The organism is Kitasatospora sp. NPDC048715 (genome assembly GCF_043198905.1).
Taxonomy (GTDB): domain Bacteria; phylum Actinomycetota; class Actinomycetes; order Streptomycetales; family Streptomycetaceae; genus Kitasatospora; species Kitasatospora lactacystinica.
The window spans coordinates 449,857-467,449 of the sequence record NZ_JBICVH010000004.1 but is presented as its reverse complement, the minus strand read 5'-3'; the positions used below and the strand labels follow the sequence as shown (position 1 = coordinate 467,449).

The 17,593-nt window shown below is 73.4% G+C and carries 14 protein-coding genes and 1 pseudogene; 4 read left to right on the top strand and 11 right to left on the bottom strand.

The features are described from left to right. Positions 1-97, top strand: a pseudogene (locus ACGFSC_RS11015) (ABC transporter ATP-binding protein); the annotation flags it as partial. A 65-nt stretch (positions 98-162) separates the two neighbouring features. Then, entirely contained in the window at positions 163-2,724 is a 2,562-nt protein-coding gene (locus tag ACGFSC_RS11010; protein WP_359910998.1) for an FtsX-like permease family protein, read from the top strand. A 120-nt stretch (positions 2,725-2,844) separates the two neighbouring features. On the opposite strand, the gene ACGFSC_RS11005 is transcribed toward ACGFSC_RS11010, so the two are convergent. The 5 genes from ACGFSC_RS11005 to ACGFSC_RS10985 all read right to left on the bottom strand — a co-directional run bounded on the left by ACGFSC_RS11005 (position 2,845) and on the right by ACGFSC_RS10985 (position 8,081). After that, positions 2,845-3,453: a DUF4232 domain-containing protein gene (locus ACGFSC_RS11005; RefSeq protein ID WP_359911001.1), complete on the bottom strand. Its 609-nt coding sequence runs from the start codon at positions 3,451-3,453 to the stop codon at positions 2,845-2,847. 217 nt (positions 3,454-3,670) lie between these two features. After that, positions 3,671-4,516 (bottom strand): iron uptake transporter permease EfeU, encoded by an 846-nt coding sequence (gene efeU, locus ACGFSC_RS11000; RefSeq protein WP_359911003.1) that lies wholly within the window; start codon positions 4,514-4,516, stop codon positions 3,671-3,673. Positions 4,517-4,564: 48 nt separating this feature from the next. Beyond that, positions 4,565-5,866, bottom strand: coding sequence for an iron uptake transporter deferrochelatase/peroxidase subunit (gene efeB / locus ACGFSC_RS10995; protein WP_359911006.1), 1,302 nt, complete (start codon positions 5,864-5,866; stop codon positions 4,565-4,567). 112 nt (positions 5,867-5,978) lie between these two features. Beyond that, the gene (gene efeO, locus ACGFSC_RS10990; RefSeq protein ID WP_359911009.1) at positions 5,979-7,127 is read right to left on the bottom strand and encodes an iron uptake system protein EfeO; all 1,149 of its coding nucleotides are present in this window, start codon (positions 7,125-7,127) and stop codon (positions 5,979-5,981) included. Between the two features lie 129 nt (positions 7,128-7,256). Next, the gene (locus ACGFSC_RS10985; protein WP_359911012.1) at positions 7,257-8,081 is read right to left on the bottom strand and encodes an ATP-binding cassette domain-containing protein; all 825 of its coding nucleotides are present in this window, start codon (positions 8,079-8,081) and stop codon (positions 7,257-7,259) included. 205 nt (positions 8,082-8,286) lie between these two features. Here ACGFSC_RS10985 and ACGFSC_RS10980 point away from each other — a divergent pair, with 205 nt between their 5' ends. Then, positions 8,287-10,461, top strand: coding sequence for an amino acid adenylation domain-containing protein (locus tag ACGFSC_RS10980; RefSeq protein WP_359911015.1), 2,175 nt, complete (start codon positions 8,287-8,289; stop codon positions 10,459-10,461). A 12-nt stretch (positions 10,462-10,473) separates the two neighbouring features. Here ACGFSC_RS10980 and ACGFSC_RS10975 read toward each other — a convergent pair whose 3' ends face one another. Together ACGFSC_RS10975 and ACGFSC_RS10970 are read right to left on the bottom strand one after the other, a co-directional pair. Then, positions 10,474-11,802, bottom strand: a complete 1,329-nt coding sequence (locus ACGFSC_RS10975; RefSeq protein WP_359911018.1) for a hypothetical protein — start codon at positions 11,800-11,802, stop codon at positions 10,474-10,476. A 24-nt stretch (positions 11,803-11,826) separates the two neighbouring features. Next, positions 11,827-12,228 (bottom strand): GNAT family N-acetyltransferase, encoded by a 402-nt coding sequence (locus tag ACGFSC_RS10970; RefSeq protein WP_359911020.1) that lies wholly within the window; start codon positions 12,226-12,228, stop codon positions 11,827-11,829. A 159-nt stretch (positions 12,229-12,387) separates the two neighbouring features. Between ACGFSC_RS10970 and ACGFSC_RS10965 the strand changes: the two genes are divergently transcribed. Further along, on the top strand, positions 12,388-13,983 hold the full coding sequence (locus tag ACGFSC_RS10965) for a M4 family metallopeptidase (protein WP_359911023.1): 1,596 nt from the start codon (positions 12,388-12,390) through the stop codon (positions 13,981-13,983). Between the two features lie 4 nt (positions 13,984-13,987). Here ACGFSC_RS10965 and ACGFSC_RS10960 read toward each other — a convergent pair whose 3' ends face one another. From ACGFSC_RS10960 to ACGFSC_RS10945, 4 genes are all read right to left on the bottom strand, one after another. Then, positions 13,988-15,049, bottom strand: a complete 1,062-nt coding sequence (locus ACGFSC_RS10960; RefSeq protein WP_359911025.1) for a hypothetical protein — start codon at positions 15,047-15,049, stop codon at positions 13,988-13,990. A gap of 41 nt (positions 15,050-15,090) precedes the next feature. Continuing rightward, complete coding sequence (locus ACGFSC_RS10955; RefSeq protein ID WP_359911028.1) at positions 15,091-16,059, bottom strand: D-2-hydroxyacid dehydrogenase family protein; 969 nt, start codon at positions 16,057-16,059, stop codon at positions 15,091-15,093. A 70-nt stretch (positions 16,060-16,129) separates the two neighbouring features. Continuing rightward, positions 16,130-16,522: a hypothetical protein gene (locus ACGFSC_RS10950; RefSeq protein WP_359911030.1), complete on the bottom strand. Its 393-nt coding sequence runs from the start codon at positions 16,520-16,522 to the stop codon at positions 16,130-16,132. A 10-nt stretch (positions 16,523-16,532) separates the two neighbouring features. Continuing rightward, positions 16,533-17,492, bottom strand: coding sequence for a glycerophosphodiester phosphodiesterase family protein (locus ACGFSC_RS10945; protein ID WP_359911033.1), 960 nt, complete (start codon positions 17,490-17,492; stop codon positions 16,533-16,535). Between the last annotated feature and the right edge of the window lie 101 nt (positions 17,493-17,593).

Genomic DNA, 17,593 nt, shown 5'->3' with positions numbered 1-17,593 from the left:
CGCCGACGGCCGCATCGTCGACGAACTCCACCACCCCACCGCCGACACCGTCCTGGACCGCATGCGCCGCTTCGACGCCAAGGGCCGCACCAGCTGAGGCCCCCAGCCCTGGCCCCCGAAACGCCACCCGTCCCCGAGTACCCCCAGGACTGACGCCTCCCCATGTTCCGCACCGCACTGCGCAATGTGCTCGCCCACAAGGGCCGGCTGCTGATGACGGTACTGGCCGTCATGCTCGGCACCGCCTTCGTGTCCGGCACGCTGGTCTTCTCCGACACCTTCGGCAACGCGCTGAGGACCCAGAACTCCAAGAGCTACACCGACGTCGCCGTCACGGTCGCCGACCGCGAGGCCCGCAACCTCGGCGACGACCACAGCGAGCAGATCGCCGGCCCGACCCTCACCGAGGAGACCCGTGCCAAGGTCGCCGCGGTGCCCGGCGTCGCCGAGGTCCGCGGCGTGGTCGGCGGCTTCGCCGGCATCGCCGACACCAAGGGCGCGCTGATCGGCAACGGCTTCTCCACCACCGGCACCAACTACGTGCCGGGTGCCGACGGCACCGACCCGCGCTACCCGCTGGTCGAGGGCCGCGGCCCGAAGGACGCCACCGAGATCGCGCTGGACCGCAAGACCGCCGAGAAGGGCGGCTACAAGGTCGGCGACACCGTCCGGGTCGCGGTCAACGGCCCGGTGATGAAGCTCAAGCTCACCGGCACCCTGACCACCAACGACCCGCGCGTGGTGGCCGGCGGCTCGCTGGCCGCCTTCGACACCGCCACCGCCCAGCGGCTCTACCTGACCCCGGGCCGCTACGCCGAGCTGGACGTCCGGTCCAAGCCGGGCACCGACGACGCCGCGCTGCTCACCGCCGTCAAGCAGGCCGTCCCGCAGGGCGACTTCATCGAGGCGAAGACCGGCCGTGAACTCGCCGCCGAGCAGGACGAGATGATCAGGAAGGGCACCACCGTCCTGACCACCGTCCTGATGGGCTTCGCGGGCATCGCGCTGTTCGTCGGGATCTTCATCATCGCCAACACCTTCACCATGCTGGTCGCCCAGCGCACCAAGGAGCTGGCGCTGCTGCGCGCCGTCGGCGCCACCCGCCGCCAGATCACCCGCTCGGTGCTGATCGAGGCCGTGCTGGTCGGCCTGACCGCCGCGGTGACCGGTCTGCTGGCGGGCATCGGCATCGCCGCCGGACTCAAGTCGCTGCTCAACGGCCCGATGGACGCGAACCTGCCGGACGGCCCGCTGATCATCGCCCCGACCACGGTGGTCGCCGCGCTCGCGGTCGGCGTGCTGGTGACGGTGCTGGCCGCCTGGCTGCCGGCCCGCCGGGCCTCCCGGATCGCCCCGGTGGCGGCGATGAGCTCGGCCGAGCAGCCCGCCACCCAGAAGGGCCTGCGGATCCGCAACGCCATCGGCCTGCTGTTCTCGCTGGCCGGCCTCGCCACGCTGGCCGGAGGTGTGGCCGGCAAGGAGGTCAAGCTGGTCGGCCTCGGCGCCGGCGCGCTGCTGATCGGCGTGTTCGTGCTGACCCCGCTGCTGTCCCGGCCGCTGATCGCGCTGTTCGCCCCGCTGCTGCGCGCCGTGTACGGCGCACCGGGCAAGCTGGCCCAGGAGAACGCGATCCGCAACCCGCGCCGCACCGCCGCCACGGCCTCGGCGCTGACCATCGGCGTCACCCTGATCACCTCGCTGACCGTGATCGGCGCCTCGGTGAACCAGGCGGTGGACAAGGCCGCCGAGACCGACCTCAAGGCCGACTACACGGTCGCGATGCAGAACTTCTCGAAGCTCTCCCCCGAGGTCGCCGCCCAGATCGCCAAGGCGCCCGGCGTCGGCGTGATCAGCACCGAGCGCAGCGTCACCGTCAAGACCGGGCAGAACGGCGAGGACAGCGAGTGGATGACCGCGGTGGACGCCGCGACCATCGACCAGCTGGCCACCGTCAAGGTCAAGGAGGGCTCCGCGGACGCCCTCAAGCAGGGCAGGCTGCTGGTCAGTTCGGGCCGCGCCGAGCACGCCGGCTACAAGGTCGGCGACACCCTCGCCGTCACCTACCCGGACGGCGCCAAGGGCTCGCTGACCGTCGGCGGCATCCTGGAGGCCAACACCGCGCTGGCCTCGGTCATCGTCCCGGAGGCCGTGGTCGGCCCGCACCTCGCGCCCGGCACCGGCCTGGAGAAGGTCCTGGTCAAGGGCACGAACGGCGCGACCGAGGAGCTGAAGCAGGCGCTGCGCGACGCGACCGGCGGCAACCCGCTGATCGCGGTCAAGGGCGCGAAGGAGATCAAGGCGGAGAACCGCCAGATGATCACCGGAATCCTGAACATGATGTACGGCCTGCTCGGCATGTCCGTGGTCATCGCGGTGCTCGGCGTGGTCAACACCATGGCGATGTCGGTGTTCGAGCGCCGCCGGGAGATCGGCATGCTGCGGGCGATCGGCCTGGACCGGCTCGGCATCCGCCGGATGGTCCGGCTGGAGTCGCTGCTGATCGCGCTGTTCGGCGGGCTGGTGGGTGTCGGCCTCGGCATCCTGGTCGCCTGGGCGGGCGTGCGCACGCTGGCGGACAGCCTCAAGGGCATCACCACCGTCGTCCCGCCGGTGCAGATCGTCGGCTTCCTGCTCGCGGCCGCCGTGATCGGTCTGCTGGCCGCGCTCTGGCCGGCCCACCGGGCGGCCAGGCTGGACATCCTGGACTCGATCAAGAGCCAGTAGCGGTCCGGAGGTACGGAAGCCCGGAGCCCCCGGGGCGGTTCTCGTCGAACCGCCCCGGGGGCTCCGGTGCGTCGTCGGGCGACTGTCGTCGGCCGAGCGGCATCAGGTGGACAGCACCGGTCAGAACAGGACCTTCTCGTTGTTCGGCTGCAGCGTGCCGGTGGTCACCCCGGCGGCCGAGACCAGCAGCTGGCCGGCCGGCTTGCCGTCGGTGCCGAGCACCTCGGCGGTGACCGGCGTGGTCTCGTCCGGCGCGGTGATCTGGAGGCCGGTGAGCACGTGGCAGGTCGCGTCCGACTTGTCGCAGGCGCTCCACTTGAGGCCCGCGTAGCCGGACTTGTTGGGCTTCAGGGTGACCAGCACCGCCGGCCCGGGGTGGGCCTCGCGGTTGGCCGACAGCGCGTCCGCGCTGTTGTCGGCCTTCAGGCCGCCGAAGCCCGGGTACCCGTACAGGGTGCAGTTGTGGTCGCTCTTGTTCTTGATCGTCAGCATGGCCGAGCCCGCGCCCTTGAGCTGCACGGTGGCCGTGATCTCGTCGCTCTTGCACCGCGAACCGGCCGCCTGGCCGGCCATCGGGTCGCCGGGGACGGTGGCCCCGGCGGCGCTCGCCTTCGGGTCGCCCGGCTTGTCGTCGGTGTACTTCACGTCGTCGCACGCGGTCAGCAGGACGGTCGCCGCGAGGGCGGCGACACCGGCGGCGACTAACCTGGCAGGCCTGCGAACGGTCATGGTCCCCCCAAGGGTGAGTAATGGCATGGGTCTGTCACCCTAAGTACGAAGGCCGTGGCAGAACGGTTCCATTGAGGCTGCAGTTTGTCAGAGCTGACCGTTTTCTTCCTTTTCCTGACCGGTTTCGGCCGCTACTGGCGCGAACTGGCGCCGCTCACACGACACCGCCCCGCCCGGCGGGTGCCGGACGGGGCGGTACGGGTGGAGGAGGAGCGGATCAGGCGGCCGGCTTCGCGGCCACCGGCCGGGCGGGCTTCCCGCTCTTCCCGCCGAGGACGTTGAAGAACACGGCCAGGGTCGGGACCAGGTAGAGCAGCCAGATCACCAGCTGGAGCACCGTCGGGTCCGGCTGGAAGTTGAAGACGCCCTTCAGCAGGGTGCCGTACCAGCTGTCCTTGGGGATGGTGCTGGAGATGTCGAAGGCCGTGCTCTGCAGACCGGGCAGCCAGCCGGCCTCCTGGAGGTCGTGCACGCCGTAGGCGAGGACGCCGGCCGCGACCACGACCAGCATCGCGCCGGTCCAGGTGAAGAACTTGGCCAGGTTGATCTTCAGCGCGCCCCGGTAGAACAGCCAGCCGAGCAGCACCGAGGTGAGCAGGCCGAGCGCGGCGCCGATCAGCGGGTTCCAGCCGTCGCCGGTGGCCTGGACCGCGGTCCAGATGAACAGCGAGGTCTCCAGGCCCTCGCGGCCGACGGCCAGGAAGGCGGTGACCACCAGGGCCGTGGTGCCCATCGCGATCGCCGCGTCCAGCTTGCCGTGCAGCTCGGTCTTCAGGTGCCGGGCGGTGCGCCGCATCCAGAACACCATCCAGGTCACCAGGCCGACCGAGATGATCGACAGCGAGCCGCCGAGCGCCTCCTGGGCCTCGAAGGTGAGCTGCGAGGAGCCGAACTGCAGCAGCGCGCCGAAGGCCATGGAGAGCGCCACGGCCGAGCCGACGCCGATCCACACCGGCGGCAGCCGGTCCTTGCGGCCGGTCTTGACCAGGTAGGCGATCAGGATGCAGACGACCAGGCTGGCTTCGAGGCCTTCGCGCAGGCCGATCAGGTAGTTGCCGAACACGCGGGCTCCTGGGGGGGTGTAGAGGTGGTACCGGGGGGGCGGGTGGGGTCAGCCGAGCAGGGCCTGGCCCCACCACTCCCCCGGCTTGCGCACGCCCGCCGGGCAGGCGAAGTGGGCGGAGCCGACGTGCTGGATGTACTCGTTGAGCTTGTCGCTCGCCGCGAGGCGGGTCTGCAGCGGAACGAAGGCCTTGCGGGTGTCGCGCTGGTAGGCGAGGAAGAACAGCCCGGCGTCCAGGCGGCCGAGGCCGTCGGTGCCGTCGGTGAAGGAGAAGCCGCGGCGCAGGATCATCAGGCCGTCGTTGGCGTCCGGGTGGGCGAGCGCGACGTGCGAGGTCGCGGGCATCGCCTTGAGGTCCGGCGCGTCGTGCTCCTTGCCCTTGCCGTACGGGGCGCCCTCGCCCTTGGTGCGGCCGAAGGTGTCCTCCTGGTCCTTGAGCGAGGCGCGGTCCCAGGTCTCGATGTGCATCCGGATCCGCCGGGCGACCAGGTAGGAGCCGCCGGTCATCCACTCCGGGCCGTCGCCGGGCGCGGCCCAGACGTGGTCGGCCAGCTTCCCGGTGTCGGTGCCCGCGATGTTGTGGGTGCCGTCCTTGAACCCCATCAGGTTGCGCGGGGTCTGCTCGTCCGGGGTGGTCGAGGAGGTCTTGCCGAAGCCCAGCTGCGACCAGCGGATGTTGACGGTGCCCATGCCGATCCGGGCCAGGTTGCGGATCGCGTGCACGGCGACCTGCGGGTCGTCGGCGCAGGCCTGGACGCAGAGGTCGCCGCCGCTGCGGGTCGGGTCGAGCTTGTCGCCCTTGAAGTTCGGCAGGTCGATCAGGGCCTCGGGGCGCTTGGCCCGGAGGCCGAAGCGGTCCACGCCGTCCTTCTCGAACAGGCTCGGGCCGAAGCCGATGGTCAGGGTGAGCCGGGAGGCGGGCAGGCCGAGGGCCTCGCCGGTGTCGTCCGGCGGCGCCTCCGGCGAGCCGGGCACCGCGCCGGTGCCGACCTCGCGGCCGCCGGTCATCGCGGCCGCCGCCTTGGTCCACTCCTTGAGCAGCTTGACCAGGGACTCCCGGGTGGCCTTCTCGGAGACGTCGAAGGCGGCGAAGTGCAGCCGGTCCTGGACCGGGGTGGAGATGCCCGCCTGGTGCTCGCCGTAGAACGGCAGCTCGGCGCCGACCGGGGCGGCGACCGGGACGGCGTCGTCCTGCCGGGTGGCGGCCGCCACCGAGCCGACGGCGGCGGCGCCGAGCGCGACACCCGCGCCGGCCCAGCCGATGACGGCGCGTCGGCTGACCGCGCTCCTGGTGCCGGAGGCGTCGGCGGTGGCCGGCGTCCCGTTCTGCTGCTCGTTCTCCGCGTCCATCGGCGGGCGGGCCCTTCTACTGTGCTGGACTGTGCGCTGACCCACGGAGGCCGTGGGGCCCGGATCGCGGGCCGCCACGGCGTCGGCGGGGTACTTCGGGCGGGGTGGCCGGTTACTTGACGACCACGGCGGCGGCCAGCTTCGACAGCGGCTCGCCCAGCGAGTTGACCGCGTCGGAGAAGGCCTTGCGCTCGGTCTCGGTGACCTTGTCGTAGGAGGTGAAGGTGCCGTCGGCCTGCTTGTACTTGGCCAGCAGGGCGTTGATGGCGGCGAACTCGGAGTCCAGCGTCTTCGCGAGCTCCGCGTCCTTCTCGGAGGCGACCGGCTTCAGCAGCTCGTAGGCCTTCTGCGCGCCCTCGACGTTGGCCTGGAAGTCGGCCAGGTCGGTGTGGCTGTAGCGGTCCTCCTCACCGGTGATCTTGTTGGTGGCGACCTCGTCCAGCAGCTCCTTGGCGCCGTTGGCCATGCTGGTCGCGGTGATCTCGGCCTCGGGGATCTTCTTCTGCCAGTCCTTGAGGTCGGCGACCAGCTGGTCGGCGAGCTTCTTCTCGTCGTCGCCGATCTTCGCGTCGGCCCAGAGCGACTTCTCCAGCTTGTGCCAGCCGGTCCACTCCTGGCCCTGCTCCAGCTTGTCCTCGCGGGTGTCGGTCTTCGGGTCGACGTCGCCGAAGCTCTCGGCGACCGGCTCGGTGCGCTCCCAGCCGGTGCGCGAGGGCGCGTACAGCGACTTGGCCTTCTCCAGGTCGCCGGACTTGATCGCGGCGGCGAAGGCCTCGACGGCCGGGATGGTGGCGTCGGCCTGCTCCTGGGCGTACGTGCGGTAGGCGGTGACGGCGGCGGCCAGGCGCGGGTCGGTCGGCGCGGCGCTGCCGCCCTCGCCGGTGACGGTGATCTTCTCGCGGATGCCGTCGCCGACCATGCCGGGCTTGCAGGCGATCTCGTACGAGCCGGCCTTGATCTCGGCGTTGATGCTGGCCTTGGTGCCGGGGCCGATGTTCTCGCGCTCGGTGACGATCTTGTCGCCGTCGCCGTAGACGTAGACCTCGGTGGTCTTGGAGCCCTTGTTGCTGATGTCCAGCACGACGTGGCCGGCCGGGAAGGTCGTCCTGGAGACCTCGCAGGCGGTGTCGGTCGCGTTCACCGTGACCGCGCCGGAGGAGGCCGCCTTGTCGTCCTTCTTGGACGCGCAGCCGGCCAGGGTTGCGGTCGCCACGGCGAGGGTGAGCAGCGCGGCTGCGGTGGAACGGCGACGGGCGGACATGCGGGCTCCAACGGAAAAGGGCATGGGTGTGCCATGGCAGTGCGGGCGGCTGGGGGCCAGCCGACCATCATTAGCTAAGGCATACCTTACGTAAAGACGATTTTTCGTCTACACCCACCCCCTGAACCGTTACCTTCCCGGTGTCCGGCGGGCGGCCGCCCGGGCCGTCCAGCGGCCCTCGTGGCGGCTGATCCTGATCGGGTGCCCGAAGGTCTCGCTGATCAGCTCCGTCGTCATCACCTCCGCCACCGGCCCGGCCGCGACGCACTCGCCGCCGCGCAGCAGCAGGGCGTGGGTGGTGCTCTCCGGCAGCTCCTCCAGGTGGTGGGTGACCAGCACGCTGGCCAGCTCCGGATGCTGGTGGCGCAGCAGGTCCAGACTGTCCAGCAGCAGTTCGCGGGCGGTCAGGTCGAGCCCGGTGGCGGGCTCGTCGAGCAGCAGCAGCCGGGGGCTGGGCATCAGCGCGCGGGCGATCAGCGCCCGGCCGCGCTCGCCCTGGGACAGCGTGGTCCACGCGGCGTCGGCCATCGCGCGCATCCCGAGCGTGTCGATCAGCCGCTCGGCCCGCTCCAGCGCCTCCGGGGCCGGCTTGCGGTGGAACTCCGGCTCGATCGTGTTGGTGTGCCCGGTGAGCACCACCTCGCGCACGGTCAGCGGCGAACGCAGCGGGTGGCGCGGGTTGACGTGCCCCAGGTGGGCGCGCAGCTCGCGGACGTCCACCCGGCCGAGCCGGCGCCCGAGCACGTCCACCTCGCCGCGGGTGGGGTGGGAGACCGCGCCGAGCAGCGCGAGCAGGGTGGACTTGCCCGCGCCGTTCGGACCGAGCAGCGCCCAGTGCTCGCCCGGCCGGATCTCCAGGGTGATCCCGCGCAACAGGTGGCGGCCGTCGCGCACGACGTCCACGTCCCGGGTGCGCAGCAGCGGCCCGTCGAAGTCGGGGGCGGATGAATTCATGGGACTCCGATCGCGGCGCCGGGCAGGGTGCGGGCGGGGCGCCGCACCGGACGGGCCGGCGCCGTCCGTCCGCGTGCAGAGTACAACCGTCGGCCGTGGACGGGCCCGGACGTCCGAGGGGTGGACGCGCCAGAACCCTGTTGTCCGGAGGGAGTTGGGAGGAGGATCGTGCCTCCGAGGGGAAGCGGGGACGAGGGGGACGAGGATGACCGGGGAGCGGGTGGACACCCTGCACGCGCTGGTCGAACGGCAGGCCCGGCTGGCGCCGGAGGCCGTGGCCGTGCGCTGCGGCGGGCGGGAGCTGAGCTACGGGGAGCTGGACGCGCGGGCCGGGCGGCTGGCCGCGGTGCTGGCGGAGCGGGGCCTGGCCCCGGGCGGCCGGGCGGCGGTCGCGCTCGGCCGGGGCACCGAGGTGTACGTGGCGCTGCTGGCCGTGCTGAAGGCGGGCGCGGCGTTCGTGCCGCTGGAACCGGCCGCGCCGGACGCGCTGCTGCGGCACGTGCTCGCGGACGCCGCACCGGACCTGGTGGTCACCGAGGAGTGCCACCGGGTGCGGCTGGCGGACGCCGGCGGGGCCCGGCTGGTCTGCGTCGACACGGAGACACCCACGACGGAGACACCCGCGACGGAGACACTCGTGACGGCGCCGTTCGCTCCGCCCGAGACCGGCCCCGGGGACCTCGCCTGCGTCTTCTACACCTCCGGTTCCACCGGCCTGCCGGCCGGCGCGCTGGTCGAGCACCGCAACCTGCTGGCCGCGTACGAGGGCTGGCGCGAGGTGTACGAGCTGACCGCCGAGGACCGGATCCTGCAGACGGCGAGCCTGGAGTTCGACGTCTTCACCGCCGACTGGGTGCGTGCGCTCTGCACCGGCGCCACCCTGGTGGTCACCCCGTTCAACCTCACCCTGGACCGCGCCGCCGACCTCGGGGCGCTGCCCGCCCTGGTGGCCGCGGAGCGGATCACCGTCCTGGAGCTGAACGTCCGCACCGCGCGCCGGCTGACCGCCCTGCTGGCCGAGGCCGGCGGCGCGGGGGCCGGCGCGGGCCTGCCCGGGGTACGGCTGCTCACCGTCGGCGCCGAGAAGTGGTACCTGGACGAGCAGTTGGGCCTGCAACGCCTGCTCGGCGCGGGCACCCGGGTGCTGAACGTCTACGGGCTGGCCGAGGCCACCGTGGACAGCACCTACTTCGACGCGCGGGGCACCGCCGCCGCCGAGGGCGCCGAACGGGTCTCGCTGGTCGGCCGGCCCTTTCCCGGCACCCGGGTGTACGTGCTCGGCCCGAACCGCACCCCCGCCAAGCAGGGCATGACGGGCGAGATCGCGATCGCCGGCGCCGGCCTGACCCGCGGCTACCTCAACCGGCCCACGGACACCGCCCGTCGCTTCGTCCGGGCGGACTTCGACCCGGACGGCCGGGTGCTGCTGACCGGCGACCTCGGGGTGCTGCGGGCGGACGGCGTGCTGGAGTTCACCGCCCGGGCCGCGACCGTGATCGGACCGCTCGGCACGAGACGGCCGACAAGCGTGCTGGCGCGGGTCCGGGCGGCGGTCCGCGCGGAGGGCGTGCTGCGCGGGCACCCGGCGGTGCGGGAGGCGGCCGTCGTCGAGGTGGAGACGGTGCCGGGGAAGCCGCAGTTGGTCGGCTACGCGGTGACCGAGCCGGGCACGGACGGCGCCGACGGCTGGTCGCTCTCCCAGTACCTGAGGACCGCGCTCAGGGGCCAGTCGGTGCCCGCCGCCGTCGTCCCGGTTCCCGAGCTGCCGCGCACCCGGGCCGGCAAGCTGAACCGCGCGGCCCTGCCGCTGCCGGCCCCGCCGGGACACGCCGCCCGGCGCTCCGCCAAGGCCGGTGGCGGCCGGAGCGGCGGCAAGACCGGGGGCGGCGGCCGGAGCGGCGGCAAGGCGGGCGGCGGTTCCGGGGACTCGGACGTCGGGAGCGGCTGCGGCGCGGTCTTCTGCGTGCTGATCTTCGCCGCGGGCGCGTGGGCGATGACCGATGTGCTCTTCCCCGGATCGACCGATCTCACCGGCGTCCCCTCCCCGTACAGCGGCTGGTTCCGGCTGCTCTATCTGTGCGAGAACCTGGCGTTCGGCGCCGGGCTCGTCTGGTTCGGTGCCGGCTTCGAGGCCGTCCTGCGGCAGGGCAGGCCGGTCCGGCTCTCGGCGCTGGCCCACCTGGCGATCACCTGGCTGCTGGTCAACTGGTGGCCGCAGGACAACCTGTACCGGCTCACCAAGGCCACGGACTGGCTGCGCGAGACCGTGATGGTGTTCGCGTTCAACGTCCCGCTGATGCTCGCGGCGCTGGTGCTGATCCGGTTCATGCTCTGGCAGCCTCCGGCCGGAGGGGGCGAAAGGAAGGGCCGGCATCTCTGAGCGCCTCGAACATCACCTGAGCGCCTCGAACATCCCGGTCAGCCCCTGGTTCGCGGCCTCGACCAGCGCCTCGGCCGCGTCCAGCGCCTCGGCGTCCGGCCCGGCGAGGGCGAGGCCGACGACGGGCTCCGGGTCGTGGCAGGCGGTCGGGATCAGCGGCAGCAGGGTGACGCCGAGCCGGGCGCAGCGCGGGCGCAGCCGTTCCAGGTGGTCGTGCAGCGCGGCCGGGGCGAGCCGGGCGCCGAGCGGCATCCCGTCCAGGGTGCGCACCAGGTGGCCGGGGCCGCGCACCCGGTCGAGGCGGGCGGCCAGCACGAAGGCGACGGCCGGGCCGGTGAGCCGCAGGTTGATCTCGGTGGGGGCGAGCCGGCGCTCCCGGTCGGTGACGAAGTCGACGTCGTACCAGCCGCGGTAGCCCTCAGCGGCCAGCCGCTCCCCCACCGCCAGGGCGAACCGGCGGGCGGTGTCGGCGGCTTCCTTCGGCAGCACGCCGGGGCCGACGGTGACGCCCTGGTAGCGGGTGCCGGCCACGTCCATGGCACCGGCGCCGACCGGGTGGACGGTGCCGTCCTGGCCGACCAGGGCGTCGTAGGTGAGGTCGCGCAGCCGGGCCGCCGGGCCCGGATCGACGTACTCCTCCAGCAGCAACTCACCCTCGGGCGGCAGGACTTCGGTACGCACCAGGTGCCGCAGCAGCGCCCTGCCGCCGCCCGCCGCGAACAGCTCGGCGGGCTCCACCACCACGGTGCCGTAGCCGCCGACGCCGTACGGGCTCTTCAGTACGGTGGTCCGCCCGCGGACGGCGCGGGCGGTGAGCCGACGGGCGGCCCGGCGGCGGCCGGCCGGGCGCTCCTGGTCCGGGACCACGATCCCCGGGTGCCCGGGGGCGAGGGCGGCGAACAGCTCGTGGGCGGCGGCCTTGGACTCGTAGCGGCGCACGGCGGCCAGCTCGGGCCCCTCGCCGTGCGCGGCGTTCCGCCCCCAACTCACCACCGGGCGGCCGGAGTCGGCGATCCGGGCAGCCAGGGCGGGGCGGGCGGCGAGCGCCTCGGCCACCGTCCGGTCCGGCGCCACACCGCTGTGCACCTCGACCGGGCCCCAGGCCAACTCCCGGGCCAGCCAGTCGGTCCACTCGGGAGCGACCTCGGCGGGCAGGACCAGCAGGGCCGGTTCGGGGCTGTAGCAGACGGCCAGGCAGGCGTAGTGGTGCGCCTGCCGCAGCCGACGCAGGCGCTGGGCCTCGTCCATGCCGGGTGCGAGGAACTGCGCGTTGAAGTCCGCCACGTCGCCCACGTGGACCGCCGCCCGGCCACCGGTCCAGGCCCCCACCCATCCGTCCATGGGACGGAAGCCTAGGGCGTGTGGTCAGAGCGCCAACAGCCCCGCGTCGGTGGGGCGCAGGCCGCAGGCGTCGAGGTAGAAGGGGCGCAGGTGGGGCTCGTAGTCGACGTGCAGCCAGGTACAGCCGGCCGCGCGGGCGCCGTCGGCGGCCTCGGCGACCAGCCGGGTGGCGATGCCCTGCCGCCGGGCGTCCGGGGCGACCACGGTGTCGAGCAGGAAGGCGTGGGCGCCGCCGTCCCAGGCGAGGTTGACGAAGCCGACCAGGGCGTCGTCGGCGGTGCGCCGGGCGGTGACCCAGCCGAGGCTGTGCCGCTCCAGGCGGGCGATCCGGTCGCCCGGTTCCCCGGGGTGGCCGAAGCCTTCGGCGTGCAGGGTGTCGAGTTCGGGGTCGGTGAGCGGGCCGCGCCACAGGTAGTCGATCGTCACGACGGCACTGTAGACCCCTTGTTAAGTTCTGATCATTTTTTATCGACCAAGGACACGACTTGGCAAAGTTATGACCTTCCCCCTAGCTGAATCTGACTGACCCCGGTCAATCTCTGACGCAGCTCCTTTCCCTGCACAGCTACCCCCACTGGAGTCAGAGTGACCCCCACGCCTTCCTCCCGCCGTGCCCGCGTGGCCGGAGCCGTCGCGGTCGTCGCCGCCCTCGCCGGCGCCACCGTCCCGGCCGCCACGGCCTCCGCCGCCACCGCCCCGCGCGAGGCCGCGATATCCCAGGCCCGCGCCAACGTCACCCACAACGCGGGGGTGTTCGGCTTCGGCGCCGGCCAGGGCCTCGTGCTCAAGGACGTCGTGCTGGACGCCGACGGCGCCTCGCACGTCCGCTTCGACCGCACCTTCCAGGGCCTGCCGGTGGTCGGCGGCGACCTGGTCGTCCACCAGGACGCCAAGGGAAGGCTCAAGGACTCCTCCCGCGCGGCCGCCCACGACGCCGCCGTCAAGTCGACCGTCCCGAAGGTGACCGCGCAGTCCGGCGCGGCCGGCGCGCTCGCCGCCGCCCCGGGCGTCCAGGACGCCGTCAGCACCCCCGAGCTGGTCGTCTGGGCCGCCGACGGCACGCCCCGGCTGGCCTGGCGCACCACCGTCGAGGGCACCGGCGCGCACGGCGAGCCGGCCGGCAAGGTCGTCGTCACCGACGCCACCACCGGCGAGCAGATCGAGTCCTACGACGCCGAGCACCAGGCGACCGGCACCGGGAACTCCGAGTACACCGGCAGGATCAGCATCGACACCACCGCCAAGTCCGGCGGCGGCTACACCCTGACCGACCCGGTCCGCGGCCACGTCACCAAGGACGCCAACAACCTCTCCGCGAGTTCGATCAAGGCGACCTCCGGCACCGCGTTCACCAGCACCACCAACGTCTGGGGCGACGGGAAGAAGTTCTCCACCGACCGCTCCACCGCCGCCGTCGACGCCCACGCCAACACCGCCTGGACGTACGACTACTACAAGAACGTCCACGGCCGCAGCGGCATCAAGAACGACGGCAAGGGCGCCACCGTCTTCGTCCACGTCGGCACCAACTGGGACAACGCCCAGTGGTCCGACAGCTGCTTCTGCATGATGACCGGCGACGGCAACGGCAGCAGCGACCCGGAGCAGGTCGACCTCGACACCATGGGCCACGAGATGACCCACGGCGTCACCAGCGCCACCGCCAACCTGCGCTACAGCGGCGAGTCCGGCGGCCTCAACGAGTCCACCAGCGACATCTTCGGCACCATGGTCGAGTGGTACGCCAACAACAGCGTCGACACCGGCGACTACCTGTTCAGCGACCAGTCCACCCCGCCGTGGCTGCGCCGCTTCGACAAGCCCTCGCTGGACGGCTCCTCGGCCGACTGCTGGAGCAGCAGCGTCGGCAGGCTCGACGTGCACTACTCCTCGGGCGTCGGCAACCACTGGTTCTACCTGGCCAGCGAGGGCAGCGGCAGCAAGACCATCAACGGCGTCACCTACAACAGCCCGACCTGCAACGGCTCCACGGTGACCGGCATCGGCCACGACAAGATCGCCAAGATCTGGTACCGCGCGCTGACCGTCTACATGACCTCCACCACCAACTACAAGGGCGCCCGCGCCGCCTCCCTGAACGCGGCCCGCGACCTGTACGGCGCCTCCAGCACCGAGTACAACGCGGTCGCGGCGGCCTGGAGCGGGGTCAACGTCAGCTGAATGCCTAGTGGTTGAACCCCACGTGGCAGTGGTCGTGGTGGGTGTCGTCGGTGAAGAACCGGTTGCCGGCGCCCGGGATCGCCACCGGCCCGCCCACGTTGTACGAACCGGCGGCGGCCGCGTCCCGCATGAAGGACTCGACCAGCTGCCGGGACGTACCCGGGTCGACCACGGCCAGCCCGTCGATCCGCCAGACGTCGAAGGCCCGGCCCAGCGGATGGTCGCTGGGCCGGGTCGTCCCGAAGACGTCCAGCGGGTGGCCGGTCCGCACCACGCTCACCGAGAGCGTGTACGGGCCGGCCAGCCGCAGCATCGCCTCCAGCACGCTGTCGTGCACGGTGCCGCTGCGCAGGTCGGCGGCGGCCTCGGGCGGCAGCTCGATCCGGGGCTCGGCCAGCACCCGGGCCACCGCGGGCGGCGGTGCGGCGGCCGCCGGGCCCGCCGCTCCCGGGTGCAGCTCGGTGACCGTCCAGCGCGGCTCGGCCCGGCTCAGCCGGACGTCCACCGTGGTGCCGCCCTCGGCCACCGAACCGTCCGGACCGCGCGTCCACTGACGGCAGACCACGAGCACGCTCGCCGAGTCGTCGAGGATGCCGCCGTACTGGGCGACGATCACCTCCAGGCTCGCCTCGGCCGCCGCCGGGGCGAGCGGACCCGCGGCGTCGGCCAGCGCGGGCGGCAGGCCGAGCGCCGCCACCCGGGCACGGGCCGCCTCCGTGCCCTGCCCGCCGGGCGGCCAGGCGCCGAGCGCGGCGACCAGCTCGACGGCGCGGCGCTTGACGTCGGGCTGGATCTCGCCGGGGCCGGGCTGCCAGAGGGGCGGCCGGGGCAGCGGGGTCGGTGTCCGCGCGGGCGTTCCGGCGCTACTCGTGGCGGCGGGCGTCGTAGCGGCGGGCGTCGTAGCTACGGGCGTCGTAGCTACGGGCGTCGTAGCGGCCGGGCCGGTGCTCGCGGCCCGCGGCCTGCTCCCGCCCGTACACCCCGCCGCACCCAGCACCAGCGCCGCCGCGCCCGCCCGCAGCACCCCGCGCCGGCCCGCGGCCCGGCCGCCGTCTCCACCCGTCATGCCGTCAGTATGCGGCGGAGGAGCCCCTGGCGCAGGAGGCGTCAGCCCAGCCGACGGATCGGTTCGCCCGCCAGGAACACCGCGATGTCCTCCACCGCCTCCTCGTAGTAGCGCCGGTAGTTGTCCTGCGACACGTACCCCAGGTGCGGGGTGGCCAGCAGCCGGGGAGCGGTGCGCATCGGATGGTCGGCGGGCAGCGGTTCGATGTCGAAGACGTCGACGCCCGCGCCCGCGATCCGGCCGCCGGTGAGCGCGGTGAGCAGCGCGTCCTGGTCGACGATCGCCGCCCGGGAGGTGTTGACCAGGTACGCCCCGGGCTTCATCAGGTCCAGCTCGGCCGCGCCGATCAGCCCCCGGGTGCCCGGGTTGAGGGCGAGGTGGATCGAGACGAAGTCGCTCTCGCGGAGCAGCTCCTCCTTGTCGGCCGCGCGCCGCACGCCCGCCCCGGCGGCCCGCTCGTCGGTCAGGCTCCGGCTCCAGGCCACCACGTCCATGCCGAAGGCCAGGCCGACCCGGGCCACCCGGCCGCCGATCCGGCCGAGGCCGAGCAGCCCGAGCGTGCGGCCGTGCAGGTCGGCGCCGACGGTGCTCTGCCAGGGGCCGCCCTCGCGCAGCGCGGTGTTCTCCTGGACGATGCCGCGGGCCAGTCCGAGCAGCAGCGCCCACGTCAGCTCGACCGGCGGGGTGCCAGAGCTGGCGGTGCCGCAGACCGTCACCCCGTGCGCCTGCGCGGCCGCGAGGTCGATCGCCGCGTTGCGCATCCCGGAGGCGACCAGCAGCCGGAGCCGCGGCAGCCGGGCGAACAGCGAGGCCGGGAAGGGCACCCGCTCGCGCAGGGTGACCACGATGTCGAACCCGGCGAGCGCGGCGGCCAGCTCGTCCTCCGAGCCGAAGTGCTCGCGGAAGGCCGTCACCGAGACCCGGCCCGCCACCGGGGACCAGTCGGCGCTGCTGGTGGCGACGCCCTGGTAGTCGTCCAGGACGGCGCAGCTGAGGATCGGAGGCGTCATGCCCGCACTCTCGCAGAGGCCTCCGCCACCCGGCGCGGCGGGTCGGGCTTCGATGACGGTCCCCGTCCGGCTACGGCAGCTCGGGGGGCCGCAGGCCGTAGCCCTCCTCGGTCCGCACGATCCAGGAGGGCTCGCCGAGTTTCCACCTCAGCCGCGTCATCGGGAACGTCAGCTCGTGGGGGTGGAACGGTGCGTTGTAGACCTTCCACATGATCGAGTACGCCTGGTGCACGCCCTCGCCCAGCTCGATCAGGCCGCGCAGCAGCTTGACGTCGGCACGGTCGAGCCGCACCTCGCGGCCGTCCATGGTGACGAGCCGGGTGTCCAGGTCGACGACGAGGCGACCGTCGAAGGCGGTCAGCGAGCCCTGCGGCTCCGGGACCAGGCCGAAGTGCCTGCGGACCCACTCCTCGGCGGCCCGGTCGTCCGTCGGCCGAGCGCCCGCCCCGTTCTCCTGCTCCACGCCGGGCAGCCTAACCGGCGGCGCCCGACGCCGACCAGGCCGCGGCCCAACCGGCCAGCTCCGCCGGGCGGTTGGTGATGATCCCGTCCACGCCCGCCGTCGTGAGGGCCCTCCAGCGGGCGGGCAGGTCGACCGTCCAGACGTTGACCGCCACCCCGGCGGCATGCAGTTCCCCGACCGCGCCGGGGCGGGCGGAGAGCGCCTCGTCCGAGGGGTGGTAGGCGGCCAGGCCGAGGTCCCGGGCGGTGGCGACCGGGTCGGCGTCCAGCGTGGAGCGGAGCAGTGCGAGCGGCAGCTCGGGGGCCAGTTCGCGGGTGTGGCGCAGGGCGTCGACCTCGAAGCTCTGGACCATGACCCGGTCGGCCATGCCGTGGTCGCGCACCTCCCGGACGATCCGGGCGACCTCGTCGCGGCTGTGCGGCCCCTTGATCTCCAGCAGCAGCCGGCCACCGCGGGTGCGCAGGTCCTCCAACTGGGCGACCAGGGTCGGCAGGCGGGTGCCCGCGTAGGCCGGGGCGAACCAGGAGCCGGCGTCCAGCGCGTCCAGTTGGGCGGCGGTCAGCTCGCGGATCCGGCCGGTGCCGTCGGTGGTGCGGTCCACGGTGTCGTCGTGCAGCACGTACGGGACGCCGTCCCTGCTGGGCTGGACGTCGTTCTCGACCCACTCGGCGCCCGCCCGGCGGGCCACCTCGTCCGACACCAGGGTGTTCTCCGGCGCTGCGGAGGAGGCGCCGCGGTGCGCGTACACGGTCGGCGGTGCGCCGGCCGGGCGGAGCCGGGTGTCGGCGGCGGGTGCGGCGGAGGCCGGGGCGGCGGCGGGTGCGGCGGCCGACCGCACCGGTGCCCCGGCGAGCGCGACGGCGCCGACGGCGGCCCCGAGCAGCGCGGCGACGAGAACGGTCCGACGGCGGCGCCGCCGGGGGCGCCGGGGATGCCGGGGGCCTTGCCGGGGACCTCGATTGGGTGTCATGTCCCGCACATTACGGCCGTCCGGCGCCTGCGGCCCGACGACACCGGCATCCGGGGCGACATGCCGGCGCACGGAGCAACACCCGCTCACTCCTCCGCCGA

What these genes read in the sequence shown, in the direction of transcription:
- ACGFSC_RS10985 (WP_359911012.1), bottom strand. Translation starts at nt 8,081, where the DNA reads ATGAATTCATCCGCCCCCGACTTCGACGGGCCGCTGCTGCGCACCCGG.
- efeO (WP_359911009.1), bottom strand. Translation starts at nt 7,127, where the DNA reads ATGTCCGCCCGTCGCCGTTCCACCGCAGCCGCGCTGCTCACCCTCGCC.
- ACGFSC_RS10945 (WP_359911033.1), bottom strand. Translation starts at nt 17,492, where the DNA reads ATGACACCCAATCGAGGTCCCCGGCAAGGCCCCCGGCATCCCCGGCGC.
- ACGFSC_RS10980 (WP_359911015.1), top strand. Translation starts at nt 8,287, where the DNA reads ATGACCGGGGAGCGGGTGGACACCCTGCACGCGCTGGTCGAACGGCAG.
- efeB (WP_359911006.1), bottom strand. Translation starts at nt 5,866, where the DNA reads ATGGACGCGGAGAACGAGCAGCAGAACGGGACGCCGGCCACCGCCGAC.
- ACGFSC_RS10955 (WP_359911028.1), bottom strand. Translation starts at nt 16,059, where the DNA reads ATGACGCCTCCGATCCTCAGCTGCGCCGTCCTGGACGACTACCAGGGC.
- ACGFSC_RS11005 (WP_359911001.1), bottom strand. Translation starts at nt 3,453, where the DNA reads ATGACCGTTCGCAGGCCTGCCAGGTTAGTCGCCGCCGGTGTCGCCGCC.
- ACGFSC_RS10975 (WP_359911018.1), bottom strand. Translation starts at nt 11,802, where the DNA reads ATGGACGGATGGGTGGGGGCCTGGACCGGTGGCCGGGCGGCGGTCCAC.
- ACGFSC_RS10960 (WP_359911025.1), bottom strand. Translation starts at nt 15,049, where the DNA reads ATGACGGGTGGAGACGGCGGCCGGGCCGCGGGCCGGCGCGGGGTGCTG.
- ACGFSC_RS11010 (WP_359910998.1), top strand. Translation starts at nt 163, where the DNA reads ATGTTCCGCACCGCACTGCGCAATGTGCTCGCCCACAAGGGCCGGCTG.